General features: G+C 62.5%; 23 protein-coding genes and 2 pseudogenes. 9 read left to right on the top strand and 16 right to left on the bottom strand.

Features of this window, described 5'->3' with window-relative positions:
• Positions 1 to 791: 791 nt before the first annotated feature.
• Positions 792 to 1,930, bottom strand: a pseudogene (locus CupriaWKF_RS12640) (IS3 family transposase); the annotation flags it as partial.
• Positions 1,931 to 2,085: 155 nt separating this feature from the next.
• Here CupriaWKF_RS12640 and CupriaWKF_RS12635 point away from each other — a divergent pair.
• Together CupriaWKF_RS12635 and CupriaWKF_RS12630 are read left to right on the top strand one after the other, a co-directional pair.
• Positions 2,086 to 2,973: a phage integrase N-terminal domain-containing protein gene (locus CupriaWKF_RS12635; protein WP_276098207.1), complete on the top strand. Its 888-nt coding sequence runs from the start codon at positions 2,086 to 2,088 to the stop codon at positions 2,971 to 2,973.
• Between the two features lie 107 nt (positions 2,974 to 3,080).
• Positions 3,081 to 3,302 carry a hypothetical protein gene (locus CupriaWKF_RS12630; RefSeq protein ID WP_276098206.1) on the top strand — a complete coding sequence of 74 codons (222 nt, stop codon included), beginning with the start codon at positions 3,081 to 3,083 and terminating at the stop codon, positions 3,300 to 3,302.
• Between the two features lie 291 nt (positions 3,303 to 3,593).
• Here the strand turns inward: CupriaWKF_RS12630 and CupriaWKF_RS12625 are convergent.
• Positions 3,594 to 3,827, bottom strand: a pseudogene (locus CupriaWKF_RS12625) (PQQ-dependent dehydrogenase, methanol/ethanol family); the annotation flags it as partial.
• 39 nt (positions 3,828 to 3,866) lie between these two features.
• On the bottom strand, positions 3,867 to 5,504 hold the full coding sequence (gene pgi, locus CupriaWKF_RS12620) for a glucose-6-phosphate isomerase (RefSeq protein WP_276098205.1): 1,638 nt from the start codon (positions 5,502 to 5,504) through the stop codon (positions 3,867 to 3,869).
• Between the two features lie 194 nt (positions 5,505 to 5,698).
• Between pgi and CupriaWKF_RS12615 the strand changes: the two genes are divergently transcribed.
• Positions 5,699 to 6,076 (top strand): DUF5594 family protein, encoded by a 378-nt coding sequence (locus tag CupriaWKF_RS12615; protein WP_276098204.1) that lies wholly within the window; start codon positions 5,699 to 5,701, stop codon positions 6,074 to 6,076.
• Between the two features lie 22 nt (positions 6,077 to 6,098).
• Here the strand turns inward: CupriaWKF_RS12615 and CupriaWKF_RS12610 are convergent, their stop codons facing one another.
• Both CupriaWKF_RS12610 and phaZ read right to left on the bottom strand, forming a co-directional pair.
• Positions 6,099 to 7,001 carry an aldose epimerase gene (locus CupriaWKF_RS12610; RefSeq protein ID WP_276098203.1) on the bottom strand — a complete coding sequence of 301 codons (903 nt, stop codon included), beginning with the start codon at positions 6,999 to 7,001 and terminating at the stop codon, positions 6,099 to 6,101.
• An 84-nt stretch (positions 7,002 to 7,085) separates the two neighbouring features.
• On the bottom strand, positions 7,086 to 8,300 hold the full coding sequence (gene phaZ, locus CupriaWKF_RS12605; protein WP_276098202.1) for a polyhydroxyalkanoate depolymerase: 1,215 nt from the start codon (positions 8,298 to 8,300) through the stop codon (positions 7,086 to 7,088).
• A 256-nt stretch (positions 8,301 to 8,556) separates the two neighbouring features.
• Between phaZ and CupriaWKF_RS12600 the strand changes: the two genes are divergently transcribed.
• A complete protein-coding gene (locus CupriaWKF_RS12600) occupies positions 8,557 to 9,210 on the top strand; it encodes a glutathione S-transferase family protein (RefSeq protein WP_276098201.1) in 654 nt (217 codons plus the stop codon).
• A 22-nt stretch (positions 9,211 to 9,232) separates the two neighbouring features.
• Here the strand turns inward: CupriaWKF_RS12600 and CupriaWKF_RS12595 are convergent, their stop codons facing one another.
• A complete protein-coding gene (locus CupriaWKF_RS12595) occupies positions 9,233 to 11,257 on the bottom strand; it encodes an acetoacetate--CoA ligase (protein ID WP_276098200.1) in 2,025 nt (674 codons plus the stop codon).
• A gap of 115 nt (positions 11,258 to 11,372) precedes the next feature.
• Positions 11,373 to 12,902, bottom strand: a complete 1,530-nt coding sequence (ubiD, locus tag CupriaWKF_RS12590; protein ID WP_276098199.1) for a 4-hydroxy-3-polyprenylbenzoate decarboxylase — start codon at positions 12,900 to 12,902, stop codon at positions 11,373 to 11,375.
• A 645-nt stretch (positions 12,903 to 13,547) separates the two neighbouring features.
• Here ubiD and CupriaWKF_RS12585 point away from each other — a divergent pair.
• Entirely contained in the window at positions 13,548 to 14,600 is a 1,053-nt protein-coding gene (locus tag CupriaWKF_RS12585; RefSeq protein ID WP_276098198.1) for a lytic transglycosylase domain-containing protein, read from the top strand.
• A gap of 136 nt (positions 14,601 to 14,736) precedes the next feature.
• Here CupriaWKF_RS12585 and CupriaWKF_RS12580 read toward each other — a convergent pair whose 3' ends face one another.
• From CupriaWKF_RS12580 to CupriaWKF_RS12545, 8 genes are all read right to left on the bottom strand, one after another.
• Complete coding sequence (locus CupriaWKF_RS12580; RefSeq protein ID WP_276098197.1) at positions 14,737 to 15,918, bottom strand: pyridoxal phosphate-dependent aminotransferase; 1,182 nt, start codon at positions 15,916 to 15,918, stop codon at positions 14,737 to 14,739.
• Positions 15,919 to 16,023: 105 nt separating this feature from the next.
• Complete coding sequence (nusB, locus tag CupriaWKF_RS12575; protein ID WP_276098196.1) at positions 16,024 to 16,527, bottom strand: transcription antitermination factor NusB; 504 nt, start codon at positions 16,525 to 16,527, stop codon at positions 16,024 to 16,026.
• Entirely contained in the window at positions 16,520 to 17,026 is a 507-nt protein-coding gene (gene ribH, locus CupriaWKF_RS12570) for a 6,7-dimethyl-8-ribityllumazine synthase (RefSeq protein WP_276098195.1), read from the bottom strand. The genes nusB and ribH overlap by 8 nt, the downstream gene beginning before the upstream one ends.
• A gap of 64 nt (positions 17,027 to 17,090) precedes the next feature.
• A complete protein-coding gene (gene ribBA / locus CupriaWKF_RS12565) occupies positions 17,091 to 18,200 on the bottom strand; it encodes a bifunctional 3,4-dihydroxy-2-butanone-4-phosphate synthase/GTP cyclohydrolase II (protein ID WP_276098194.1) in 1,110 nt (369 codons plus the stop codon).
• Between the two features lie 242 nt (positions 18,201 to 18,442).
• The gene (locus CupriaWKF_RS12560; protein WP_276098193.1) at positions 18,443 to 19,495 is read right to left on the bottom strand and encodes a methyl-accepting chemotaxis protein; all 1,053 of its coding nucleotides are present in this window, start codon (positions 19,493 to 19,495) and stop codon (positions 18,443 to 18,445) included.
• A gap of 792 nt (positions 19,496 to 20,287) precedes the next feature.
• The gene (locus CupriaWKF_RS12555) at positions 20,288 to 20,713 is read right to left on the bottom strand and encodes a hypothetical protein (RefSeq protein WP_276098192.1); all 426 of its coding nucleotides are present in this window, start codon (positions 20,711 to 20,713) and stop codon (positions 20,288 to 20,290) included.
• A gap of 355 nt (positions 20,714 to 21,068) precedes the next feature.
• On the bottom strand, positions 21,069 to 21,905 hold the full coding sequence (locus tag CupriaWKF_RS12550; RefSeq protein WP_276098191.1) for a hypothetical protein: 837 nt from the start codon (positions 21,903 to 21,905) through the stop codon (positions 21,069 to 21,071).
• 229 nt (positions 21,906 to 22,134) lie between these two features.
• Positions 22,135 to 23,175 carry a hypothetical protein gene (locus tag CupriaWKF_RS12545; RefSeq protein ID WP_276098190.1) on the bottom strand — a complete coding sequence of 347 codons (1,041 nt, stop codon included), beginning with the start codon at positions 23,173 to 23,175 and terminating at the stop codon, positions 22,135 to 22,137.
• A gap of 769 nt (positions 23,176 to 23,944) precedes the next feature.
• On the opposite strand from CupriaWKF_RS12545, the gene CupriaWKF_RS12540 reads away from it, so the two are divergent.
• Positions 23,945 to 24,454, top strand: a complete 510-nt coding sequence (locus CupriaWKF_RS12540) for a hypothetical protein (protein ID WP_276098189.1) — start codon at positions 23,945 to 23,947, stop codon at positions 24,452 to 24,454.
• Between the two features lie 29 nt (positions 24,455 to 24,483).
• On the opposite strand, the gene CupriaWKF_RS12535 is transcribed toward CupriaWKF_RS12540, so the two are convergent.
• On the bottom strand, positions 24,484 to 24,702 hold the full coding sequence (locus tag CupriaWKF_RS12535; RefSeq protein WP_276098188.1) for a helix-turn-helix transcriptional regulator: 219 nt from the start codon (positions 24,700 to 24,702) through the stop codon (positions 24,484 to 24,486).
• Positions 24,703 to 24,943: 241 nt separating this feature from the next.
• On the opposite strand from CupriaWKF_RS12535, the gene CupriaWKF_RS12530 reads away from it, so the two are divergent.
• The 3 genes from CupriaWKF_RS12530 to CupriaWKF_RS12520 all read left to right on the top strand — a co-directional run bounded on the left by CupriaWKF_RS12530 (position 24,944) and on the right by CupriaWKF_RS12520 (position 26,190).
• On the top strand, positions 24,944 to 25,183 hold the full coding sequence (locus CupriaWKF_RS12530; RefSeq protein ID WP_276098187.1) for a hypothetical protein: 240 nt from the start codon (positions 24,944 to 24,946) through the stop codon (positions 25,181 to 25,183).
• Positions 25,184 to 25,339: 156 nt separating this feature from the next.
• Positions 25,340 to 25,969, top strand: a complete 630-nt coding sequence (locus CupriaWKF_RS12525) for a hypothetical protein (protein ID WP_276098186.1) — start codon at positions 25,340 to 25,342, stop codon at positions 25,967 to 25,969.
• Positions 25,966 to 26,190 carry a hypothetical protein gene (locus CupriaWKF_RS12520; protein ID WP_276098185.1) on the top strand — a complete coding sequence of 75 codons (225 nt, stop codon included), beginning with the start codon at positions 25,966 to 25,968 and terminating at the stop codon, positions 26,188 to 26,190. The genes CupriaWKF_RS12525 and CupriaWKF_RS12520 overlap by 4 nt, the downstream gene beginning before the upstream one ends.
• Positions 26,191 to 26,234 lie beyond the last annotated feature (44 nt).

Below are 26,234 nucleotides of genomic sequence, written 5' to 3'. Positions count from 1 at the left end.
CTCGATGGGCAACTATTGACTGCTGTCTCGGTAGTCCCACAGTCCGAGTATCCTAGGACGCTGGCAGTCTTGCCAAAATCGATTCGACATAGTAGCCTATAAGCTACTTTTCGCCCTCGGGCATCGACTTTGGCATTCGTGCCACATCAGGACGTGGTATGGCTATCGTGGAGTGAGGCGCTTGGCGCTGTAACTGCACTTTGGCTATATGCTGTCCATCTTTTTTGGGCCGATCGGCTGGGCTGTCTAGGTCCGTCCAGTCGCTGGTCCACTGCCTTCAATGGCGCTCCGTAGCAGCTTCGGAGGCCTATCCACTTTCTCCGGTCTTTTGCAGTTCCTTCCCGAACCTTCGCCGACGGCTTCGCATGCCTCGGTGCTGCGTCATTTTTTGCCTTTTCGCTGCCGCCTTTCTCAGCAGCGCCCATAAGGGGTTCCAAGCCCTTCCCCCCGTCTGATCTCCTCAGGACTATCTGAGCACTGCCGGAATGTATCTGGCGAGTTCGTCTGCACTCTCAAAGCAGACATCCAACGGAACCATTCGGTTGCTTGGAAGGCAACAAAGGTGGACGTAGGGCTCCGCCTCACGAAGGCCCGGCATCTTATCGCCAGAACGTCTGTGTGTGCCCGACGGGACGCACAGGCCCGCTGGTGGTGCCGTGGCTAGTCGCTGTATGGGGTTGCCCCGTTTCATCGGACAGATTCGCATTGGAATTTTATGTCGATGGGTTTTCTCCTTGTGATGGGGCAGTGTATGCCCGGTGTAGCGCCGGATTCATGCCATTGACGGGAAGCTTTTCAAACTCCTGCGGAGACCGATATCCCAGTGCGCTGTGCAGGCGATGCGAGTTGTACCAACCCTCGATCCAGGTGAACAATGCCTGACGGGCGTCGTCGTGCGTGGCGAAGCGCGAACGCATCAGCAGCTCGCATTCGAGCGTTGCGAAGAAGGACTCGCACATGGCGTTGTCGTAGGCATCGCCCACCGAGCCCATCGAAGGCTGAACGCCGGCCTCGCGGCAACGTCGCCCGAAGGCAACAGACGTGTATTGGCAGCCCTGGTCCGAATGGTGAATCACTGCGCTGGGATGTCGCTGCGCCAGCGCCATGTCCAGCGCTTGCAGCATCAGTGCGGTGCGCAGATGACTACCCATGGCCCAACCTACGATGCGCCGGCTGTACACGTCCAACACGACAGCCAGATAGTAAAAGCCGGCAACGGTCGGAATGTATGTCGCATCGGCGACCCACAGCTGATTTGGCGCATCGGCAGAGAAGTGTCGCTGCACCAGATCGGGCGCGGGTCTGCCCGCTGGCGCACGGTGGGTGGTGCAAATGAAGCGCGGCCGGCAAGCCCCGCGCAGGCCGGCCTCACGCATCAGACGCGCCACGCGCTTGCGCCCGACGTGGATACCTTGGCGCAGCAGCATGGCATGCACACGTGGCATCCCATAGGTACCGCGCGAGCGGGCGTGAATCTCACGGATTTGCGCGAGCAACAGCTTGTCACTCACGGCATGAGCGCTCGGACGTCGTTCCATCCATGCATGGAAGCCGCTGCGCGAGACCTTAAGCAGCCGCGCCATGGTGGACAGCGGAAAGCGGTCCTGATTTGCCTTCATGAACTCGAACCCTTGTCGGGCAGCGTGTCGGTCTCCCGGGCAAACCAGGCCGCGGCTTTTGCAAGTATCTCCCTCTCCATTTTGAGTTGCCGGTTCTCACGGCGCAGCCGCGTGAGTTCCTGGCGCTCCGCCGTGGTCAGGCCGTCCTGACGAACGCCGGCATCGCGATCCGCTTGGGCAACCCAGTTGTAGATCGTCTGGGCCGTGGGTTCGAACTCCTTGGCCAGATCCTCCGGACGGCGACCTGCATGGACCAAGTCAACCATTTGCTGACGGAAGACCGCACTGTACGGTGGGCGCGTTTTCGGCATGGTGCACCTCCTGCTTACTCAAGATAGGCACTGTCCGAAAAAGCGGGTCACCTCCAGTACCCGTACCGCGCGCCCGAGGGTGCCGGTGCTAGGGCTGGATTAGCCAGCCGCAGTTAACACTGACCAAAGTTAATGCCGACAAAGTGAGGAATCCAATGAAGTTCGATATTTTTGTAGACTTGATGCGCTTAGTTACGCGCAATCGTGATGGCTCTTATGCAACACAAGCGGCTCGAAGGGAAGTGCTTGCTCAGGTGGCGCATGACCTAAAAGACATGGGCTTTCGCACGCTTCCTGCGACTGGTTTGAAGCCAAAGCATGTTGCTGCGCTAGTTAAGCGTTGGCAGACCGCCGGGATCGCCGTGGGTACGATGAAAAACCGTATGTCACATATTCGATGGTGGGCAGAGAAGGTCGGTAAGCAGAATTGCGTCCCACACACTAATAAGGAATTGGGTATTGGCCGGCGCCGGTATGTCACCAACATTTCGAAGGCATTGGTGCTTGCGCCTGGCGATCTCGAGAAGATTACCGATGAGCGTGTGCGCTGTTCTGTCGAATTGCAGGAGGCTTTTGGACTCCGTCGAGAAGAGTGCCTCAAGTTTCAGGCGGGATATGCTCTGGCAGGCCTGACGGTGGACGAAATACAGGAGATTCACCTTATGGCCACGTGGTGTAAGGGAGGCCGGGCACGCGTTGTGCCAATCACGGATGAGCATCAGCGGGCTGTGCTTGCGAGAGCGGCCGCATTCTGTGGAAGCGGATCGATGATCCCTAAAGACCTCAAATATGTCGACCAACTCCATCGCTATGAATCGGCGATTGAAAAGGCTGGATTGTCGAAGTTGCACGGACTTCGGCATGCATATGCCCAACGGCGTTACCAGGAGCTCACTGGCTGGCCAGCTCCTGCCGCAGGTGGCCCAGTTTCAGCACAGCTGACCGAGCAACAGCGGGCAATGGATCGTGCAGCGCGACTGCAGGTTTCAGCGGAGCTAGGTCACAATCGCGAGGAGATTACGGCCGTTTATCTGGGCCGCTAAGGCATTGCCCGACCTTGCTCATCCTCATAGGACATCGTGCTGGTGCCTTACTTTAAGGCATCTGTGTGTATTTCTTTTTGCTCTAGTTGATATGAAGAGGAGATGCTTTGACAGATCTGTTCGAAAAAGAATTTCTCGGCTTAGTTTCCCGCAATTTTGTGGAATTTGTCGAGCTTTTGCCGGCGCCGGACGGCTGGTACTTACGCATCAATGGTTTCCAGTGGTTGCCGTACCGTTTTGACCAGCTTGAAAGGACCTTGTTGTACCTACGCCAGTTGGGCTGCACGCATGTGACGGTGCGCCTGAATGCTTGGCCAAAATCATCATAGTTCGCTCCGTGCGTGTCCTCCGATCGGAGTTCTAATTCACCAACTTTTGGTTGGCCGAATTACCCTGGAGGACGGGCAGATCAGGGGGCATTGCCAGAGCAATCCTGGTGGCGACCCCTTTGAGGCGATAGCTCTTGCCTTCAAATCGAGGCTTGTCGGTGTATCAAATGGCACCAATGCCATGGTGCTATGGTGTGTCGCCAAGGTCTCGCCCTGGGGGTGCCCCGTTTGATCGGACAGATTTGCATTGTATTTTTTTGTCGATGGGACATTTCCTTGTGATGGGGTGGTTTATCGCTCGCCGAACAGGATAGACCGCTTGGCGACTTCGCCGCCCCAGCCTGAAACCAAGGCCACGCACTGCTCGCTGTTGTCTTCCCAGATGACCGGCGGCGCCACCACGCCACGGCCCGTCCGGAACGTCCACTGCTCCTTGCCGGTCTTGGCGTCCATGGCCTTGACCTCCCAGACGATCTTGCTGGTCTTGGGTTTGATCGCGCGCAGCGAGCCGATGTAGTCCTCGTTCTGTCGCGTGGCCAGCGATGAATGGATGGCGACTGAGGTCTAGGCCACTCGCGCCAGCACGCCACGGGCCCTGGCAATGAGGGCTGCCGTGGACGCGTCGTGCGGGCTTGCTTCGGCACCGGCCAGTTCCGCTTCGATCGGGCGAGCCAGGATCTTGCCCGGTTCCACGCCCCATTGGTCGAAGGAGTTGATGTTCCAGACCACACCCTGCACGAAGGTCCTATGCTCGTAGAGCGCAATCAGGGCACCCAGTACATGCGGCGTCAGGTCTTCCATCAAGAGCGTATTGCTGGGGCGGTTGCCCTCGAAGACCATATGGGCGATGCACAGTTCGTCGGTCATGCTGGCCGCACGCAGCTCCTCTGCGGAACGGCCGCGCATCAGCGCCTCGGCCTGGGCAAAGCAGTTGGCCAGCAGTTTGGCATGGTGGCCGGGCAGTTCGCGCGGCGGCACCAGCGGCGCAACGAAATCCACCGGCACGATGTGCGACCCCTGGTGGATCGTCTGGAAGTACGCATGCTGGCCATTGGTGCCCGCGGTGCCCCACACCACCGGCGAGGTATGCGTACGTACGCGCCGCCCGTTGAGCTGCACGGACTTGCCGTTGCTTTCCATCTCCAGCTGCTGCAGGAGCGCCGGGAACAGCTCCAGCGACGTGGAGTAGGGCGCCATGCAACTGGTCGGCAGGTTGAAGAAGTTGCGGTACCAGATGCCGAGCATGCCCAGCACGACAGGCATGTTGCGTTCGAGCGGCGCGGTGCGGAAGTGCTCGTCCATGGCGCGGCCGCCGGCCAGCAGGTCGGCAAAGGCATTGAAGCCAACCGCAAGCGCAATCGACAGGCCCACCGAGGACCACAGCGAGAAGCGGCCGCCGATCCAGTCCCAGAACTCGAACATATTGGCCGGGTCGATCCCGAACGCGCGTACCGCCTCTATGTTCGTCGAAACCGCGACGAAGTGCCGGGCGAACTGGTCTTCGGCCACGCCATTGGCCAGGAACCATTGCCGCGCGCTGTGCGCGTTGGCCATGGTTTCCAGCGTGGTGAAGGTCTTCGAGCAGACGATCATGAGCGTCCGCCGCGGATCGAGGCGCTCAAGGGTTTCGGCCAGCTCGGTGCCGTCGACGTTCGATACGAAGTGCATGCGCGGCCCGGAATGGCCGTCATCATGTGCGAGGTGCGACAGCGCACGGCACACCATCTTCGGGCCGAGGTCGGAGCCACCGATGCCGATGTTCACGACATCGGTGATGCGCTCGCCGGTCGTGCCGGTCCATGCGCCGCTGCGGACCGCTTCGGAGAATGCGCGCATGCGAACCAGGACGCTCTGGATGCACGGCATCACAGGCAAACCATCGACCTTGAAGCCGGCACCGGCAGTAGCGCGAAGCGCAACATGCAAGGCAGCGCGATCCTCGCTGGTGTTGATATGCTCACCGGCGAACATGGCATCGCGACGAGCCGGAACGCCGGCCTCATCGGCCAGCTGCAGCAGCAACTGCATGGTCTGCGGCGTGATCCGGTTCTTGGAGTAGTCCAGGCACAGGCCAGCGGCTTCCAGTGAAAACTGCGTGACACGATCCTCGCCGCCTTCTGCAAACCAATCCCGCATCTGGTGATCGCGAATGGCGTCGTGATGCTGCAGCAGGGCGTTCCAGGCGTGAAGGTTGGTGGGCATGCGAGGTACAGATTCGTTGCGGGAGCTTTACTGCCCGGAAATCTCCGAGCTTTGCAAGTATAAAGCGTGCCTTGCGTCGACCAGGCCTTGTCGGGGGCGTTTATCGTGACGCCGGCTGACGTATAGTATGCTGACATACGGCACGTTGGTGGATGCCATTGCCGTCAACCCTCAACGCCAGGACGCCCCCCACCTTGACCCCGGACCTCTTCGCCCGCTTCGAATTCGAATGCCTGCCGCGCATTATCGACACCATCGGCAGGCTGCACCGGCGTGTGCAGCTCCACACCTTGCCCGCCGATGCGCGCGATTGTCCCGCGCGGCTGCAGCTGACAGGCGAAGGGCCGCCGGAATTGCGGCGCTATCGGTTTGCGCTGGATATCACGCTGGCCTGGGACGGACTGGAAGTGCAGCGCCTGTTCGGTGCCGGGGGCGACGCGCGCTTTGTCGCGTACCTGGCGGCGCTGCCCGGCAAGCTGCGTGCCTGGCAGGAGCCGCGCGGCATCGACTTTGACTCGTTGTCGCAGATGGATCTTTCGATTCTGATTGGCGGGCTGGACTTCGAGCACTGAGCGTTGTCGCCGCTGGGTCCTGTCATCCGGTCACGCGCAACCGGCAAACCGCGCTTTCCGTCTGCCCGGGTTCGATCCAGCGCAGTCCCTGCCCATGGTGGATCGCATCGGGCAGTCCTACCCACGGTTCCACACAATAGAAGTCCGCGGTCTCGCTCTCGGACCACGTCGTCACGGCGTGCCATGGCGCGCTGCCGGGCAGATCGAGTTCGAAGTCGATAGTGCGGCCAGAGATTGCCATCGTGGCGCCGGCAGTACCGTGGAATACGTGGAAGGTGTCCTGCAGGCGCGGGTCGTCGAGCCGGTATGTGACCTCGCAGGCTTCGGCAGGGCCAAGCCGGCCATCGGGCAACTGTCGAACGCGGTCGGCCCTTGGCAGCGTCAGCGAGGCGGCGGCGCGCTGGGTGTGCGGCAGGGCGAAGTAGAAGTGGTGGCCGGGGTAGCACGGCAGCCGCTGATTACCTGTGTTGGTGGTGCGCAACGTGACTTCCAGTCCATTGGGCAGCAGGGCATAGATCGCGTCGAAGGCGAACGCAAAAGGAAAGCCGACCCGTGTTGCATCACTGTCGCGCAGCGTCATCGTGATCGCGGTGTCTGCATAGATGGTGGTGACATCGTAAGGCAGGTCGCGCGCGAAGCCATGCTGGGCAAGCGTGCGCAAGGTGCCCTGCGCGTCGCGCCAATGGCCGGCTTGCCCGTCGACGAAGTGACGACCAATGAATGGGAACAGCAATGGATTGCCGCCGCGAATCTTTGCCGGTCGGCTCCAGTCGGCCTGGTCGGGCCAGTGAAGGATGTCCTCCCCGAGCAGCACCCAGCGCACCAGCCGTCCGCCATGCTGCGGCGCCAGCAGTAGGTAGTTTTCTTCGTGGCCGATGCGGACCAGATCCTGATCCTGGAAACGCTGGATTTGTCGGGGTGCCATGGTTGTCCTGTAATGGACTGTGCATTGTATTCGCCATGGACCGCGGCGCGATCAGTCACCGTGATTGGTGGGCCGCCAGCCACTTCACTCGCGCATATAGATCGTATCTCGGACCAGCGGATAGACCTGGGTCTCCCAGCGCTTGCCGTTGAAGACGCCATAGTGGCCAACTCCGGTCTGCACATGGTGCATGCGCAGGTACGGGCGCAAGCTGCCACACAGGTCCTGGGCGGCCATGGTCTGGCCGATGGCGCAGATGTCGTCGCGCTCACCCTCCACGGTCAGCAGGGCCGTACGGCGGATTGCGTGCGTGGAAACGCGGCGACCGCCCACTTCCAGCAGCCCCTGCGCCAGCAGGAAGCGCTGGAACACCATACTGACGGTTTCAAGGTAGAACTCCGCCGTGAGGTCCATGGTGGCGAAGTACTCGACGTAGAAGTCCTGGATGGCGTCGGCTTTATCGTGCTCGCCGCGCGAGCGCAGCGCGTGCATCTCGCACAGCGCCTGCTCGTGCCGTTCCAGGTTCATGCTCATGAAGGCCAGCAACTGGACAAAGCCCGGGTAGACACGGCGCAGCCCGCCGGCAAAGCGCAGCGGCACGAAGCCGATCAGCGTGCTCTCGAACCACTCGATCGGACGGCTCATGGCCAGTTCGTTGACCTTGGTCGGGTTGACGCGCGCGTCGATCGGCCCGGCCATGAGCGTGAGGCTGGGCGGCTGGGCTGGGTCGTCGTCCTCGGCCATCAGCGCAGCGGCGGCCAGCGCCGCGACGGTGGGCTGGCATACGGCCACCAGGTGCGTGTGCCCGCCCAGCGTCTGCAGGAAGAAGATCAGGTGGTCGACGAATTCATCGAAGCCGAAGCGGCCGGCCAGCAACGGGATATCGCGCGGGTTGTGCCAGTCGGTAATGTAGACGTCATGGTCGGCCAGCATAGTCTGTACGGTGCCGCGCAGCAGCGTGGCGAAATGGCCGGACATGGGCGCGACCAGCAGCACGCGGGGCTGCCCGCCGATGCCGTGGCGGCGGAAGTGCAGCAGCGAGCAGAATGGCGTACGCGCCACGACTTCCTCGGAAACCTGCACGGGCACGCCGTTGACGACTACGCTGTCAATACCGAAGGCGGGACGGTGGTGGGTCAGGCGTGCCAGCGCCAGGATCTCGCAGGCTGCCCACAGCGAACGCAGTGAGTCGGTACCGGCGGCACGCGGGTTGGCGGCAATTAAGGATGCGGTGAGATCGGCCAGCGTACAGCCCGGCTGCATCAAGTCCGCATAGGTCTGGTACGCCTGGTACAGCATGGCTCGCCTCCCGTGATTCCGTGGGCCGGTATGCGCAATATATATGCCATCCGCATGAATGGTGGCACAAGCTTTGCGAGCCGCACGCTCAGGGCTGCGGGAACGGGCCGCAGGTGGCGTCGCAGCCGCGCGCAAGGGGCTGCCGGGTGACAGCTGGCGCAAAGGCTTCACGCTGGTGCCGGCCCGCTGCACTGCATGGGTGCGTAGCGCCGGAGAGCCGGCATTGCGCGGATCGTCGCGACGGTAAGGAGGCGAGATGGGCAAGACCACACTCACCATCAGCAGCAAGACCTATTCATCGTGGTCGCTGCGCGGATGGCTGCTGGCGCGCTTTGCGGGCCTGGAGTTCGACGAGGTGCTGGTGACTCCGGACGACCCGGCCGTGCGCGCCGAAATCCTCCTGCTGTCGCCGTCGATCCTGGTGCCTTGCCTGCGCCATCAGGGCGTGACCGTCTGGGACACCCTGGCGATCGCCGAATACCTGAACGAGACCCATCCGAAGGCGGGGCTGCTGCCTGACGATCGCGCCGCGCGTGCGCATTGCCGGGCGATCTGCGGGGAGATGCACTCCGGTTTTGCCGCCATGCGCGCGGCGTTGCCGATGAATCTCAAGGGGCATTTCCCGGGCTTGAAGGTATGGTCGCGCGCGCAGGCCGATATTGATCGCATCACCGCCATCTGGACGGACTGTCTGACGCGCTATGGCGGGCCTTATCTGTTTGGCACGCGCACGATGGCCGATGCCATGTATGCGCCGGTGGTGACGCGCTTCGTCACGTACGGCGTGATGCTGGACCCGGTGCCCGTGGAGTACTGCAAGCAGATCCTGGCCATGCCCGAATTGCAGGAGTGGATCGCCGCGGCCAAGCAGGAGCCCGACGAAATCAGCGAACTCGACGTGGAGTTTTGACGTTCGCCGGGCGCACGGCGCTTCAGGCCGGGGCGGAGTCTGCCTGCCGAGCCGCAAGATATCGCCCGGCGTAGGCGAAATACCAGTCCAGGCTGTCCGGATTGGCCATGGCGTCGCGGTTGGCGATGCTGTGCGGTGCATGCCCCAGCAGCAGCTTCTTGATTGGCACTTCCATCTTCTTGCCGGACAGCGTGCGCGGGATGGCCGGCGCCTGGAGGATCTCGTTGGGCACGTGGCGGGACGACAGCGCGTCGCGAATGCGGCTGCGCAGCCTATCGCGCAGGGCATCGTCCAGCACCAGTCCGTCGCGCAGCACCACGAATAGCGGCATGTACGAATCCCGGCCCAGGTACTCGAGATCCACCACCATGCTGTCCAGGACTTCGGGCAGCTCTTCCACCACGCGGTACAGCTCGCTGGTGCCCATGCGGATACCGTGCCGGTTGATGGTGGCGTCGGAGCGTCCGTAGATGATGGCGCCGCCACGCGCGGTGATCCGAATCCAGTCGCCATGCCGCCACACGCCGGGGTAGGTGTCGAAGTAGCTGTCGCGGTAGCGCTTGCCGTCGGCGTCGCCCCACAGGTACAGCGGCATCGACGGCATGGGTTCGGTGCAGACCAGTTCGCCGACCTGGTCGATCAGAGCCTGTCCGTTCTCGTCAAAGGCCTCTACCTTGGCGCCGAGGCAGCGGCACTGCATCTCGCCCGCATACACCGGAAGCAGTGGGCAGCCGGCAACGAAGGACCCGGCGAAATCGGTGCCGCCGGACATGGGCACCAGCCAGATATCGCTGCGCACGTGGCGGTAGATCCATGCATAGGCTTCCTCCGGCAGCGGCGAGCCGGTCGAGCCCAGGCCGCGCAGCCGCGACACGTCGGCCATGCGCGCCGGCTCGACGCCGGCCTTCATGCAGTTGGTGAAGAAGGCCGCTCCGGCGCCGAACATCGTGACGCGCGCGTCGTCGACAAAGCGCCACAGCACGCCTGCATCCGGCCACGCCGGGTTGCCGTCATAGAGCGCGATGGTCGTGCCCAGCAGCAGTCCGGCGACCTGCGCGTTCCACATGATCCAGCCGCTGCTGCTGTACCAGTGGAACACGTCGTCGGGGCCGAGGTTGTTGTGGAACGCCATCAGCTTGAGCTGCTCGATGACGATGCCGCCATGGCCATGCACGATCGGCTTGGGCATGCCCGTGGTGCCGGACGAATAGACGATCCACAGCGGATGGTCGAAGGGCACCGATTCGACGGCGAGCGGCACGCGGTGGCACAGCACGTCCTGCCATGCATGGACGCTTACGCCATCGCGTGCGATGACCCCGTTGCCAGTGTGCGGGACGATGACGACATCGGTGAGCGAGGGCAGGGCGGCGACAAGATCCGCCACCACCGGGGCACGGTCATAATCCTTGCCACCGTAGCGATAGCCGTCGACCGCGATCAGCACACGCGGTTCGATCTGGCGGAAACGGTCGATCACCGCGACCTGGCCCATGTCCGGCGCGCAGCCCGACCATACCGCGCCGAGACTGGCCGTGGCGAGGAAGGCAACGATGGTCGCGGGAATATTCGGCAGGTAGCCGGCCACGCGGTCGCCGCGGCGTACGCCCATCTGGCGCAGCGCATGCGCGAGCGACGCAACCTGGGCTTCGAGCGTATCCCAGCTCACGTCTTCAAGGGGGCGATTCTCGCCTGCATGGCGGATGGCCGCGCGCTGGCGGGCCGCGCCGCTGCCGGCATGGCGGAACACCTGCTGCACGTAGTTCAGGCTCGCGCCCTCGAACCAGCGCGCGCCGGGCATCACGCGCCGGTCCAGCACACTTTGCGCGGGCGTGTCGAAGCGCACGTCGAAGTGCGCGCGCACCGCATCCCAGAAAGCTTCGATCTCGGTGACCGACCACCGCCAGAGACTGGCGTAGTCGTCGAACGCGAGCCCGCGCTCGCGCTGCAGCCAGCGCATGAACTGCGCGAGCTGGCTGCCGTCGCGGAATGCGGCAGACGGCGTCCACATCAGCTTCCCTTCTTTCCCTTCTGCAAGGGTGGTCATGTCTCCTCCTGGCGCCCGTCTGTCGCGGGCATCGGATGGTGAAGGCGAACGGGGCGGCACGGGTGCCTCTCGCGCCGCTCCGCGGTTCAGCCTGCCATGATAGCGGCGCCCGGGCTCACGCGCTGGCGGGATGGTCGAACAGGGTGGCCATCATGTCGTCCACCCTGGCCTTCACGGCCGGATCCATGCTGATCGTGCGGCCCCACTCGCGCGTGGTCTCGCCCGGCCACTTGTCGGTGGCGTCGATGCCCATCTTGGAGCCCAGCCCGGACACCGGCGAGGCAAAGTCCAGGTAGTCGATCGGCGTGTTCTCCACCATGACCGTGTCGCGCGACGGATCGACGCGCGTGGTGATGGCCCAGATCACTTCCTTCCAGTCGCGCACGTCGATGTCGTCGTCCACGACCACGATGAACTTGGTGTACATGAACTGGCGCAGGAAGCTCCACACGCCGAACATCACGCGCTTGGCGTGGCCGGCATACTGCTTCTTAATGCGCACCAGTGCCATGCGGTAGCTGCAGCCTTCGGGCGGCAGGTAGAAGTCGGTGATTTCCGGGAACTGCTTCTGCAGCAGCGGCACGAACACCTCGTTGAGCGCCACGCCGAGCACCGCCGGCTCATCGGGCGGCTTGCCGGTGTAGGTCGAGTGGTAGATCGGGTCGCGCCGCATGGTGATGCGGTCGATCGTGAAGACCGGAAACCAGTCCTGCTCGTTGTAATAGCCGGTGTGGTCGCCATAGGGGCCTTCGAGCGCGTGCTGGTAACCCGACGGATGGTCCGGGTCGGGCTGGATATGCCCTTCCAGCACGATCTCGGCCGAGGCCGGCACGCTCAGTTCGGACAGTGTCGGCGTCAGGCAGCCGGCCAGTGCCGTGCGGCTGCCGCGCAGCAGGCCGGCGAACTGGTATTCGGAGAGCGTGTCCGGCACCGGCGTGACCGCACCGAGGATGGTGGCCGGGTCGGCGCCGAGCGCCACTGCGATCGGGAACGGCTTGCCGGGATTGGCCAGCGCGTGTTCGCGAAAGTCGAGCGCGCCACCGCGGTGCGCCAGCCAGCGCATGATGACCTGGTTGCGGCTGATCACCTGCTGGCGGTAGATCCCCAGGTTCTGGCGCTTCTTGTGCGGGCCCTTGGTGACGACCAGCCCCCAAGTGATCAGCGGCGCGGCATCGCCGGGCCAGCAGGTCTGGATCGGCAAGCGCGCCAGGTCGACGTCATTGCCTTCCCAGACGATCTCCTGGCAGGCGGGGCTGCTGACGCGCTTGGGCGCCATGTCCCAGACCGACTTGGCCAGCGTGAACAGCTTGCCGGCCTCGCGCAGTCCGCGTGGCGGCTCGGGCTCCTTCAGGGCCGACAGCACGCGGCCGATGTCGCGCAGGTCTTCGAGCGATTCCGCGCCCATGCCCAGCGCCACCCTGTGCGTCGTCCCGAAGAGATTGGCGAGTACCGGGACGCCATAGATGCCCTCAGGGCTGCCAAAGCCGGCCGGACGCTCGAACAGGACAGCCGGCCCGCCAGCGCGCAGCAGACGGTCGCAGATCTCCGTCATTTCCAGGTTGGGGGACACCGGCACGCGCGTGCGTCGCAGCTCTCCCAGCTGCTCGAGCTGGTTGATGAAATCGCGCAAGTCTTTGTATTGCATAGTGAATTCAGGTCCTGATGTGGCGTCGCAGCAGCGCCGGTGCGTGGCTGCGGTGTGTGCCACGATACACACGCGCAGGCGTCCCGGCAAAAAAATCGCTTATTTGCGTCAACGCAAATTGTAAGTTTTTTGATACCCGGCGCCTCGCTCGAATCGGTATGGGCCTAGGCCAGGCCTACGATTCCGGGCAATCGAGTGGCGCTTGCGTGACCTGGGGTGCCTTGTTACTAATAACAAAAAGTATGGTTATGATAAATCGTTATGCTTGACTGGTTATAAAAGCGTTCCTACAATCGCGTCTGCTCGATGGACTGTTGCGACGCAACATGGAATCTCCCCTTGTGTCAAGGGGTGCACATAGAAATTTGTGAGCAGAAGATTCCTCCATCCAGACCGGTAGCGGTGGCCCGACAGACATGAGGCCCGACCGGCCGCTCTGGCGACTCGCCGGAGCGTATTGAGTTGTCCGTGGCAGGGCGCGTTCCCCCAAGAGCGTGCCCTGTTTCTAGTTGGGCGCATGGGGAGCGCCCACCAACAGGTGCTGGTTGCCACTGCTAGGCAGCGCAGCATCCTTACTTGAGTACGTTGAGATCGGGTGCGTGCAGCTGTCTGGGCGCGCGCAGCGGGCAACGGATGGAGGTAAGCATGAGCGGTTGGAAAACCCTTCATCTTCCCGGCATCGGGCGGGCATTGCAGGTCCGCCTCAGAAAGCCGGTACCCGGAGTGAATCGGGCATTTCAGTTCCGGTTCGCGCATCCGGTCGCGGGCCGCGCCTTGCGCGGTGGCCGCACAACTTTGAAGTACGCCCTGAACAGCCTCGGCGTGGTATCGGTCGTTACGGCCGTCTCGCTGTCGCTGAGCCAGGAATGGCGCACCACGCTGGCGGCGTTGCTTGCCGGCGATGAAGCGCCCGCAGTGCTCGTGGGGGCTGCGGCGCCCGCTACCGCAAGTACCGCCGTACCGTCGAGTTCGGCGGATGCCGCGGCGGCCAGGCTCGGTTACGGCCGCGCCGGCCTGCCGACCGTGTCGGGCGTGGATGAATGGAGCGTGGCGGCAGCCGCCAAGGTGCCATCCGTGGCCCACCTGGCGGCCCAGATCCCGGTGACCCGCGTGGCGCTCGACGCCCGCAGCACCAGCGCGCTTGGCTCCGCGCGCGAACAGGCGGCCGTGGCTGAGTATATTGCGCGCAAGTACCGCGTGGCGGCGCAGGCCACCGCGCAACTGGTCAAGGCAGCCTACCTGACGGGCCGCGAGGTCGGTATCGACCCGCTGCTGATCCTGGGCGTGATCGCGATCGAGTCCAGCTTCAATCCGTATGCCGAAAGTGGTGTCGGTGCGCAGGGCCTGATGCAGGTGATGACCAAGGTGCACCAGGACAAGTACGAAGCCGTCGGCGGCGTGGCCGCTGCACTGAACCCGTACGCCAATATCAAGATCGGCGCACTGGTGCTGAAGGACTGCATTGCCCGCGCCGGTTCGATCGAAGGCGGCCTGAAGTACTACGTGGGTGCCACCACCAATACCGACGGCGGCTACGGCGCCAAGGTGCTGGCCGAGCGCGCACGCCTGCGCCAGCTGCTGGGCGTGCGCGTTGCCGACGCGCAGGCCGAGAAGGCTGCCGAGGGCAAGGCGCAGGCGGAGCACCGCCAGAACGGCGAGAAGCTGGAGGCGGCGAGCAACACGCAGCAGAGCGCCTGAGCGGCGTCTTGCGCCGAGACGAAAAAGCACCCCGCGGGGTGCTTTTTTCTTTTCCCTGTGCAGCCCGGCGGAACAGCGGAACAGCGGAACAGCGGAACAGCGGAACAGCGGAACAGCGGAACAGCGGATCAGCGGATCAGCGGAACAGCTTTTGCAGCCGCTCCATGGCTTGCTCGATGTTCTGGCGCGAGGTCGCGTAGGAGATCCGGATGTAGTCGCGCGCCGTGTGGGGCCCGAAATCCTGGCCGGGCACCATGACGACGCCGGCATCGTGCAGCATCGCCTGGGTCAGCTTGTCGGCATCGCCGGCGGCGGCGTGGTTCACGCCACGGCAATCCGCGTAGACATAGAAGGCGCCATCCGGCATGACCGGCACGTGCAGGCCGAGCGATTCCAGCGCCGGCACGATCAGGTCGCGGCGGCGGCGGAATTCGGCCTTGCGTTCGTCATAGATGGCCATTGCGTCCGGCTCGAAGCAGGCCAGCGCGGCATGCTGCGCCACGGCCGATGCGCAGATAAAGAGGTTCTGCGCCACTTTCTCGAAATCGGGCACCAGCGCGTCCGGCACCACCAGCCAGCCCAGGCGCCAGCCGGTCATGTTGAAGTACTTCGAGAAGCTGTTGACGGTCACGACGTTGTCGTCGAGGCTCAGTGCCGAGACCGGCGGCGCATCGTAAGACAGGCCCTGGTAGATCTCGTCGAGGATGGCGAAGCCCTGGCGGGCGCGCACCGCCTGCAGGATGCGCGCGAGTTCTTCGGGCAGGATCGAGGTGCCGGTCGGGTTTGACGGCGAGGCCAGCAGTACGCCGCGCGTGCGCTCGTTCCAGTGCGTTTCGACTTGCGCGGCCGTCAGCTGGAAGCGCTCGGCGGGGCCGCTCGGGATCATGCGCGCCGCGCCATCGAAAGCCGCGACGAAATGCCGGTTGCAGGGGTAGCTCGGGTCCGGCATCAGTACCTCGGCCCCGATCTCCACCAGCACCGCGCAAGCCAGCAGCAGCGCGCCCGAGGCCCCGGCCGTGACGATCACGCGCCGCGCCGGGATCTCCAGGCCGTACATCGTCTTGTAGTAGCCGGCGATCGCCTCGCGCAGCGCGTGGATGCCCAGCGCGCCGGTGTATTGCGTGACGCCGCGCCGCATGGCGGCTTCCGCCGCGCGCACGACCGGCTCGGCGGCGGTGAAGTCCGGCTCGCCGATTCCCATGTGGATGATGTGGCGGCCGGCGCGTTCCAGCTCGTTAGCCTGCTTGGCCAGCTCCATGACGTGGAAGGCTTCGATATTGGCGAGGCGGGAGGCGGTGGCAAGGCGCTGCAGGTCCATGGCGGTTTGGGCTGTGCCTTTACAGGCTGGCAATGATTGGAAGTGAAAACACCCGCTCGCGCGGGTGTCGTATCGAAGCAGGGCGGGGCCCGCGGGCCCGGTGCTTCAGCGGCGCGCGGCGACCTCGGCCGAGCGCACCTGGGCGGCGAGCTTGTCCAGTACGCCGTTCACGTACTTGTAGCCCTCGACGCCGCCAAAGGTCTTGGTCAGTTCAACGGCTTCGTTGATCACGACCTTGTAGGGGATGTCGACGCAATGCACGAGCTCATAGCTGCCCACCAGCAGGGCGGCACGTTCCACCGGCGACAGTTCATTGACCGTGCGGTCCAGGAACGGCTCGAAGGCCGCGGTCAGGCGGGCCTCTTCGCGCACGGCGCCATTCAGCAGCGCGTCGAAATGCTCGCCGTCGGCCTTGTTGAAGCCCTGTGCGTCGTGCAGGTGAGCCTGGATCGCGCCGATGTCGTTGCGGTTCAGCAGCCACTGGTAGAGGCCCTGCAGGGCCAGCTCGCGCGAGCGGCGGCGCGCGCTCTTGGGCGGGGCCTTGGCTTCGGTGCGGGCGGCGGGCTTGGCGCCGGCCGCCGGCTTGCCGGTTTCAGGCGTGTCACTCATCGTCGTTCTCGTCTTCATCGTCGCCGTTGTGCTCGCGCAGCGAATCCAGGGCAACCACCAGGTTGGCCATTTCCACGGCGGCGCGGGCGCAGTCGCGGCCCTTCTCGCGCGTGCGGGCATGGGCCTGCTCGTCCGTGTCGACGGTCAGGATGCCGTTGGCGATGGGCACGTTGAAGTCCAGGCCAACGCGGGTGATGCCGGCGCCGGACTCGTTCGAGACCAGCTCGAAATGGTAGGTTTCGCCGCGCACCACGGCGCCCAGCGCCACCAGTGCGTCGAACTGGCCGCTTTCGGCCATCTTCTGCAGTGCCAGCGGCACTTCCAGCGCGCCCGGCACGGTCACCACCAGGGTGTCTTCGCCTTCGACACCGAGCTTTTCCAGCTCGGCCACGCAGGCTTCGAGCAGCTCGGCGCAGACCGGCTCGTTGAAGCGGGCCTGCACGATGCCGATACGCAGGCCTTCACCGTCGAGGTTGCTGGGGTAGAAGCCGTGATCCATTGTTCAGTTCTCCAGAGTTCGGGGGGGCGGCCACGACCGGGCGCGGCCGCCAGGATATTCAGTCTCAGTCGGCCTGCCCGTTCATGGGCTGGTAGCCGGTCACTTCCAGGTCGTAGCCGGTCATGCTGGGCATGCGCTGCCGGGCCGCCAGCACGCGCATCTTGCCCACGCCCACATCCTTCAGGATCTGCGCGCCCATGCCGTAGGTGCGCAGGTCCGGCTTGCGGCGCGGGCGGCTTTGGGGTTCGTCCAGCGCGGTGAACTGGGTGAAGAGCTGTTCGGACGAGTCGCCGCAGTTGAGCAGCACCATTACGCCGCTTTCGGCCTGGGCGATGGCTTCGAGCGCTGCCGGCATGCTCCACGAATGGGTGGTGCGGGACACTTCCAGCAGGTCGAGCACCGACAGGGGCTCATGCACGCGCACCAGCGTTTCCTTGTCCACCGTGGGCGTGCCCTTGACCAGCGCCAGGTGGGCATGGCCGGTGGGCTTGTCGCGGTAGGCGATGCTGTGGAAGGTGCCGTACGGGGTTTCCATCGACCGCTCGCCCACGCGCTCGACGATGCTCTCGGTGCGGCTGCGGTAGTGGATCAGGTCGGCAATGGTGCCGATCTTCAGGTCGTGTTCCCGCGCGAATTCGATCAGGTCGGGCAGGCGCGCCATGGTGCCGTCGTCCTTCATGATCTCGCAGATCACGGCAGCCGGCGTCAGGCCGGCCAGGGCGCCGAGGTCGCAACCGGCTTCGGTGTGGCCGGCGCGGATCAGCACGCCGCCGGGCTGCGCGGTCAGCGGGAAGATGTGCCCCGGCTGCACCAGGTCGGACGGCTTGGCGTCGCGTGCGACGGCGGCTTCCACCGTGCGGGCGCGGTCTGCCGCGGAAATGCCGGTGGTCACGCCCTCGGCGGCTTCGATCGATACCGTGAAGTTGGTGCCGTGCTGGGTACCGTTGCGGCTGACCATCGGCTGCAGGTTCAGCTGGCGGCAGCGTTCGGCTGTCAATGTCAGGCAGATCAGGCCGCGGCCATACTTGGCCATGAAATTGATCGCTTCGGGTGTGACGAAATCGGCAGCCAGGACCAGGTCGCCTTCATTCTCGCGGTCTTCTTCATCCACGAGAATGACCATGCGGCCGGCACGGATGTCGGCAATGATGTCTTCGGTACGGGCGATTGTCATGGCTGCTGGGCGGCAATAAGGGGCGGATAAGCGGTCAGCCGGCGGGCGGCGGCTCAAACATGCGGGGACTGCTGCGGGTGTGCGCCAGGCCGGCCATCGGGCGGCAGCCAGGGGCTCGCATCGTCAAACTGGATATTGTACGCCAAGGCAGGCAAGGCGGGAGTGTCCCCGCGCCAGCACACGCGCTGGCCGGGATTCTGCGCGGCGTCTGAAGCACCGCGCGGGAAAGCTGCTACTGCACGTTATTGGCGGGCGGTTTGCCGGGGGTCGTGAACGATCACGCCATACCATCCCATGCCGGGGTAGGTTTCGTAGCCCGGCGTGCGGGCGAAGGCAACCAGCCGGCCGGCATTGTCCGTGTAGAAGCCTGAGGGGGCGTTGCCGTCCTGCAGCGGGAATACTTCGTCCAGCACGCCGGCGCCGTCGGACGCCGCAATCACGCGCCGTCCGGAATCGAGCAGCAGGCAACGCGTGCCCCGCCATTCTTCCTCGGACAGCCGCACATTCCTGACCACCGCGGCGGCTTGCGGCGCCCAGTCGAAGAAGATGGCCAGCACCCCGATCGGCTCGCCATCGGCTTTGCCGCCGGCGCGGATCGCGGTGGCGTAGGTTGCCACTTCTGCCTGGTTCAGGAAGCGCGACACGGCAATGTCGTGGGCGATATAGTCCTGGCCCGACGCGGTACCCATGGCGCGGCGGAACCAGTCCACGCCCGACACCATGCGCCCGGCCACGCTGCCGTAGGTGCCAGGGCGGCCATTCGCGATCACGCGGCCGTGCGCATCGATGACCCACAGGTCGAGGTAGACCGTATAGCTGTCCAGGATGATGCCGAGCCGCTTGCTGGCCCAGGCGCAGGCAGATGCCTCGCCCTGCGCCGCGGCGGCGACGATGGCCGCGTCGGTGGCCCACCAGCGCACGTCGCACGAACGCTCATACAGGTTGCGGTCGATCAGTTCGATCATGTTCAGCGCCATGTCGGCGAAGCGCTGGCCCTGGTGGTCGCGCATCTGCCCGATCATCGCGTCGCCGAGCTGCGTGAGTTCGGAGATGGACCCGGCAAGTTCGCTGGTGAGTTCCCCGGTGATGGCCGAAATGCGCTCGGATACCTGCTTTACCTGGCTTGCCACCACGCTGAAGCCGCGTCCGGCATCGCCCGCGCGAGCGGCTTCGATCAGCGCATTCAGCGCGAGGAACTTTGTCTCGCGGTTGATTTCCGCAATGCCCGAGATTTTCCGGTCCGCGACGCGGCCGACATGGTGGGACAGTTCAACGATGCGATCTGCGCTTGCCAATTCTCTTCCCCCTGTTCATTGTTTTCGCAGGCGCCCTGGTAGCGGTCGTGCGCCCTGACTGGTTGCGGCAAGAGCAATATTTGTGCCAATAATCGTGCACTTTTTGGTGCAAAAGCGGCGGTTCATACACTTTCTGGCTGGATTCTGGCGCGGAAGGTGCGGGAGACGGTTGGCGCGGACAACAGCGAAGACTAGAGGGGGCGCGCGGAAAGACGATTGCCGTCCATGACCACGCGAAGCAAAACCGCCCGCGCAGGCGCGGGCGGTTTATGGCATGGCAAGTTGTCGCGTAAGGCTGAATGCCCTGATGCGCCAATGCGCTGCCTGAATCAGGCGGAGAGGTTTTCCTTTGGCGCCGACAGCATTCTTTCCACGTACCTGGCAATTAGGTGGAATTGGCCCGCAAAGCCTTGCCCAGCAAGGGGGTGGTTTCAGGAGGGTACAAGTATACCGTCAGAAATACCGTCACGTGTCCGAGCCTAGGGCGCCGGCCGTCGGTATACAGCGATAGACGCCCACAGCATTTCGTCGTCTCGCGGGAGGTATCGGCGGTGCCCGGTCGGCCCAGCCGGATGACGGGATGGCGGGCGTCGCTGCTGGGCAGCTCTCGCAAAATCATGATTCTTCGAAAACTTCCGGGGAAGGGCACCTACCGGCCACCCATAGCGGGCGTCGATGGATGCCTCAGTGGATGACTGATGGCGGGCCCACTGCGTGCGGGTTTTGAGCCTCCGTGGCCCCCAGGGCAGAAGAGCCAGGCAAAGGGGGACGTGAAATCTGGAGGCCGTCTTGTCAGCGTTGCTCGGTCGGTGTCCTGGGCTCCACCGAAACTTTGTCGAGAAACTGGGCTACCTCTGGGTCACGAATCTTCAAATCCAGCTTTCCATCCTTCGCTCCTTCGAGATACCCCCTGCACAACTCTTCGCTGGCGGTCGGGTTGTCTTCGAGATCTTTCTTGAAACCGCCCACCGTCCTGTCCGCAAGGGACTGCACAATCGCATCGACCTCAGGGCCAACGAGCCGCTGTAGCCCGCGGGCTTGCCCCGAGTCGGGCCTGGCTTCAATCGCGTTCTGGAGATCCTTGCGGTAGTGCGCGGAGCGGAGAAGATACAGGCCATTTCGCGACTGCCAGCCCTCTACCGCCTCAGCCGCGAGGGGTGCTATGGTTGGTCTTAGCGTCGCACAGTGGTTTCCGGTATCGACCAGGATCTTCTCCACCGCTCTGGGTCGAATCAGAGCCGCGCCGACCAACTCCCATGGGGACTCGTAATGGATGCTGTCCTGTGTGTTGCGGCACTGGCCGACGTCAGGAAAGCAAAACAGACTGCGGCTCCCGTGGTGGCTCGTTTCGTCATGTTGTTACATATTCGGTATTGCGCCGTGCACTATATGTTGGCCGATCGCGGAATCTAAAGGAAGGCTCCGGTTGAACTGAGCGCCGGACTCTCAGAGCGCGCGCCTGTACTGCGCGAAGGCGGTCGATTCACCGTTAGTCAAGCGTCTTGCACAGTGAGGCTTGAGCATCGCGTTGTGGCGGTTGTACTAACTGGCACGAGATGGTCACATCGAATGCTCATTTTCGAAAATAAACAAAATCATATTTTTTGCCGCCGATGAAGAAAGCGAACTTTATCGAACGACCGTCTGGCAACGGCACAAGGAAGCCCTTATTCGAGCTCTTGTGAAATGGGTGGCCGAACAGGTCACTCCGGTTGGCGTAGGCGAAGCTTGTGAAGTGCAGCTCGTCGTCTTTCCAATGCACGGAATTGTAGAGATACGTCCAGTTATCGTTCGCAAGTTTCAGTTGATAGCTGCCGTCAGATACACGCTGAACTTCGATCTGAACCTGGCCCTTTTCGTTGGCCCATCGGCCGACGTATCTCTCCATATCGGGGTGGGGCGGAATCGTTGGATTTGGAACGAAATCCGAGGAGGCATAAGGCACCCGCTTGCGTCGTTCCTTCTCCCAGCGATCGTCCGGACCACATAAGGGTACGAGGTCCGAGCCTTTCTCATATTGAAAAGTGAGATTCTCACCGCCGACGTCCTGCGTAAGAAGCAGAAACGCATCACTGACGAATATGATCTTCAGTGTTTGAGAGCCCCCGTCCTCCGCAATCCGAATCGTTCGACGACTCGGATCAACCGCGTAGCGCCCGGCTTCAGGCGCCTCACGGTCTCTTGTGATGCAGTTGTACGGGTAGAGCCGACTCTCGCCATCGGAGGTGAACTCAACGACATTCGCGATTCCTCCGGCCAGGGGGCTCATTTTCCAGATGCCTATCAGCTTGGCGGATTCGCCAGCAGGACCGCCGGGGACAGCGCCGCCAGTCTTGATGCCACACGCGGTAAGCGATGTCGCCAAGAGCGCGACGGCAAAGCAACTCCTCAGTTTTTCCTTCGTCAGCATACTTAAGTTCCACCTGGCGTTTGGAGCGAGATTTCTCCACCTTGCTAATCGACAACTAAGGCGGCGATTAAACCCCGCTCTGGTGGGGGCGCCAGGCACGGACTTTGTCATGGGCGGAGAGCGGCCCTTGGCGAGCAAAACGGGAAATGGCTGCTCGTGGCCGGTGTCGGCCCTCGGTCCACCCGGCAGGTGCTTGCCGGCACCAGAGGCGACTACCGACCCAATCCGGTCATACAGCTCGCTCGAACTCGGTAGCCGGAGCAGTTTCCGTTCTTTCCGCCGACGTTTCCGGGCGGTATGGCTCGCTGATCTTGTACTTTCGTAGCAAAGAAGCGTGGACAGGCTCATCCATCTTGCTACGGATTTCTGCCATCTCCTTCGTGTTCAGAGGAAGATGTCTGGCCAGTTCTTTGTCTCCGACCGTCTTGCCCCAATATTTCTCGTACAGAAATTTGTGAAACCGAAAATTATAAGGCGAGGAATCTTGATGAAAAAGTCCGCATCTATGGAGCAAGTCTCTGAGTTCCGCCTCGTTCGCGTAAACCAAAGCAATATTAAAAATATATTGCACTTCGACATGGGTTATCTGCGAGCAAACCAAGGAGCGATACGCGCGGATCTCGGCGTGCTGGGGGCATCGATTTTCAAGATGTCGCAAAAGAGACAGTAATGTAGATACTAACCGACGCTGATATCCAATGGTATATTGAACAACCCGAAATGTTTCCATTGAAAGATAATCGAGAAGCCATAATTGCTCCGCTGTCGCGGTGCCGTTCTTTATGCGATCAAGGGCTTCCGCCGGCAGGAAATGGATCTTTCGCTGTTTCAGGGTTTCTTGCATGAGTTGGAGGGATCGGCTAATAGCATCCCGGCCTACATACTCCTTTCCCTTCCTCACAATACGCACTCCTTCCACGGCTTCAAGGTAAAAGCCTAGTAGACGGAAGAGCAAACGCTCGTATTGATCAATTTCGTTTCGCTCTTGATTCTCGCTATCGCGTTGGGCTTGTCGCTGCAATTCTTTTGCTTGCTGAGAGATCTGACGCCCTTGTATCCACACCGTAAGGAAGACACCGAGAAACGCTAAGGATGAAACGAGGGCATTAACCGCACCAAAGCTATCGCCGAACTGCCCCCTTTCGGATAGTTCTGTAACGCCTTTCGGATAAGGCAAATCACCGTTCCATGAAAGCCAGTAGACTAAGCTAATTGCGCCTGCAACGAGTAAGAAAACAAGAATTGATCCGAGGATCTTGAGTATCTTCATTGGGGAAAAAAGATTTGGCGAGCGCGCCATCTGGAGCGAAAACTACACTCATAAAGCTAGGTCCATCGCGCCAATGGCATTTTTGCGTGGCCCGCCAAACTTAGTGCAGTCCATGATACTGTGTCGATTATCAGCCACTTTGGGAGTTTGGATGCGGAAACGTATCACTGCCCACAGGGCATAGCTAGTAGAAGAAAGGGGGGTGTTTCGCGGTGGCGACAGTGTTTGTTCTGTGACCGCTTCTGGGCCGACAGCAGCCTATCCCTGGGGCGCTCTCCCCGGAAATTTGCAGAACCAAAATCGTTTGGTCATTGATTGACAACGACGCCCGTCAGCGCGCCATCCCGGCCGCTCCTGAAGAGCCGGACTTTTCCACTTCCGACCGGCACTGATTTCTGATTTCGCGCGCGCTCGCGGCTCGCCGCTCGCCGCCGGTACGGGTCGACAGACGCAACCCACCGCATTCCAGCGGTTCATGAGAGGTTGTTCTGGGGCACTTGGTCATCTAAGCCGGAAGAGGGCGTCGCTTCTGGGCCGTTTTGCCAAAGTTATTTTGTTGTTGATTAGCAACAACGCCCCCTAGTACGCTGCCGACGCGACCAACCTCGGCTCGCCGAAGCAACGGTTGGTTGTTACTCGCGCCGCAGCGCCCTCGAATCCGCCGATTCGATTTCTTTGAAAGCCTCCCCCCGGAAGTCCAATCGATAATCCGATGCCGTCAGGCAGGCGTTGCTGCGCCCATCTTCATCGCAACTTTGAGGAGTGCCACATGGCCACCATACCGACCACCGTGACGTCATCGCCAGAGGGGTTTCAACCTGCGTTCAATCGGGTCCAGCAGGAGGGGGATTTCGATGATGCCTTTGCTTGCATCGCCACGCTCGCGGGCAAGACCCTGGCGGACGTTCGAAAGCAAGCGGTCGACAAATTCGGGCATCCACCGCACGGCCCCTATTGGATTTCGGAGCACCTAATCGTCAGTCTTCTGGCTCACTATGGGCTAGTGGGAACGGTCTACCAAGAAGCCAGCGCTGTGGCTGACCTGCCGGACCTGGCACTAGCCATGGTCGACTACGACCCTGAAACGGAGTTGGGAAGGCACGTGGTGTTCCACCGCGCCAAGGCGAGCCACGCACCCAAGGCCGTCGTCGAATACATGATCGACCCGGCCTACTGGGTCAGCGAAGGACAGCGTGTGCGCGTCCAGTTCGACGATTGCCAGCCTTCCTGGTACATCGGCGTGCATGCGATGGGCAAGCAGTCGGCCAGTGGCAAGTAGTCGGATGCAACGCGGCGTCGACCCAGGGTTCAGTCGCTGCGCGGCCTGGCGCCGTCCTCGGTGACCAGTTCGGTCATTGGCACGCCCAGCGCCAGAGCGATTCGCTCGATGTTGCAGATAGAAATGTTGCGCTCGCCGCGTTCGACCGAGCTGATGTAGTTGACGTGAAGGTCGGCGCCCTCCGCCACCTTCTCCTGCGTCAACTCTTTCTCTTTGCGGATGCGCCGCATGTTGGCGGCGAAGAGCATCTGCGCTCCACACTTTTGAGTTGGGTTTCCCATGCCGGGAGTTTTTCCGACGGGGATGTGCAACACCACACACTTTGAGTTTGGTTTGTGATAGCTTTGCGGACGATATCCAAACGCAAAGTGTGTTTTTATAACGGAGATCGTGAATGAACAAATGGATCCATTTCAGCAGTGCAAGGCTGCCCGCGCTCGCGAGCCTTGTGCCGACTGGTACTGAGAACATGGATATAGGAGATGCACGATGAGTCGGCGCCCGGATGACAGCAGCGATCAACCAATGCGCCGCACGTGGGTCTGGTGGGTTTTTTTCATGCCTGGCGCCATCCTCATGTGGTTTGAATACATGTTCCCTTCGCGGGGGGACGTTCTTGCCAGCAAGCGCCGGCATGGCAACAGGCTTCTGCAAGTGTGGTACAGCCTTGGAATCTACACGGTGATCCTTGTGTCACTGTTCTTCATGTTTCGCTTTCACAAAGGGTGACAGGCGTGCGGCATCGATGCGCTGCTGCCGACGCAGCGCGTCCGCTCGCCGATGAAGTCTCCCAGCTCCTCCCATTCTCAGGTCGACCGCCGGCCGCTCTCACGACATCGAAGAGCCGCTGCTGGAACCTGTCTCTCACGGTCTCAAGCTCATCGCTTGAAGACCATCAACAAGAAGATGAAAAATCGTACCCATTTCTCGAATGCCTTCGGGGCAATCAGTATCGCGCTGTTCCTTTCGGCTTGTGGCAGCGGTGGCGGAGATCAGGCGAGTGCGCCAGCTTCGAGCCCGCCAGCAGCGCCAGCCCAGAAGCCCCTTGCATGCGATGTGACCACGCCGCCAGCAACTACGCCGGCTTTTGGCGGCAAATCGACCGTGGCGGTTTGCGGCAACCTGTTTGTCGATCCGGCAGTCGCTTCGACTCAGTACACAGCCATTGCGGATGCGTATCACTCGGCCTTGGCCTTGGACAAGGCAGTGTATGGCTCCCTGCAGGCTGCCGAGCCTGACGTCGTGGTGTGCGGGTCATCGGACTGCGCAAATTACTTTGCCGGCCCCAGTCAGCGGAACGTCACGCTGGCTGCCGGGACATTCGTGCAGGCGGGCGGCTATGTCGCACCCCGGATCACTATCGTGCTCACCTCCGCGACGTGGGACCGCAATCAATACGTACTCGCGCATGAGCGTTCGCATGTGGAGGTCGCGGCGCGGCTGAATGGTAAGCACGTGCCGGCCTGGTTCGATGAGGGCTTGGCCACCTACGTCGGTGGAGAGCCTCCGGCGTGACGGGCAAGGGCATCGCGGATTTGACTCAACTGGATGCCGAATCGGACTGGACGGCCTATACCGCGGATAACGCAAAGTTCTCCACGACCTACTGTCAGGCACGTGGGGAGGTGGCGGCATGGATCAACAAAAACGGAAATAGCGCCGTAGGTCCACTGCTGCAATCTGTCGCCCAGGGCGCTGCCTTCGCTGCGACTTATGGACCATTGCTTACGCAATAGGAGCCAACGCCTACGGATGCGGATTGCGCATCCGTGTGGCACTT

The organism is Cupriavidus sp. WKF15 (assembly GCF_029278605.1).
Taxonomy (GTDB): Bacteria; Pseudomonadota; Gammaproteobacteria; order Burkholderiales; family Burkholderiaceae; genus Cupriavidus.
Note: the sequence above shows the minus strand (reverse complement) of the source record. Positions and strands in the feature narration are given on the sequence as shown.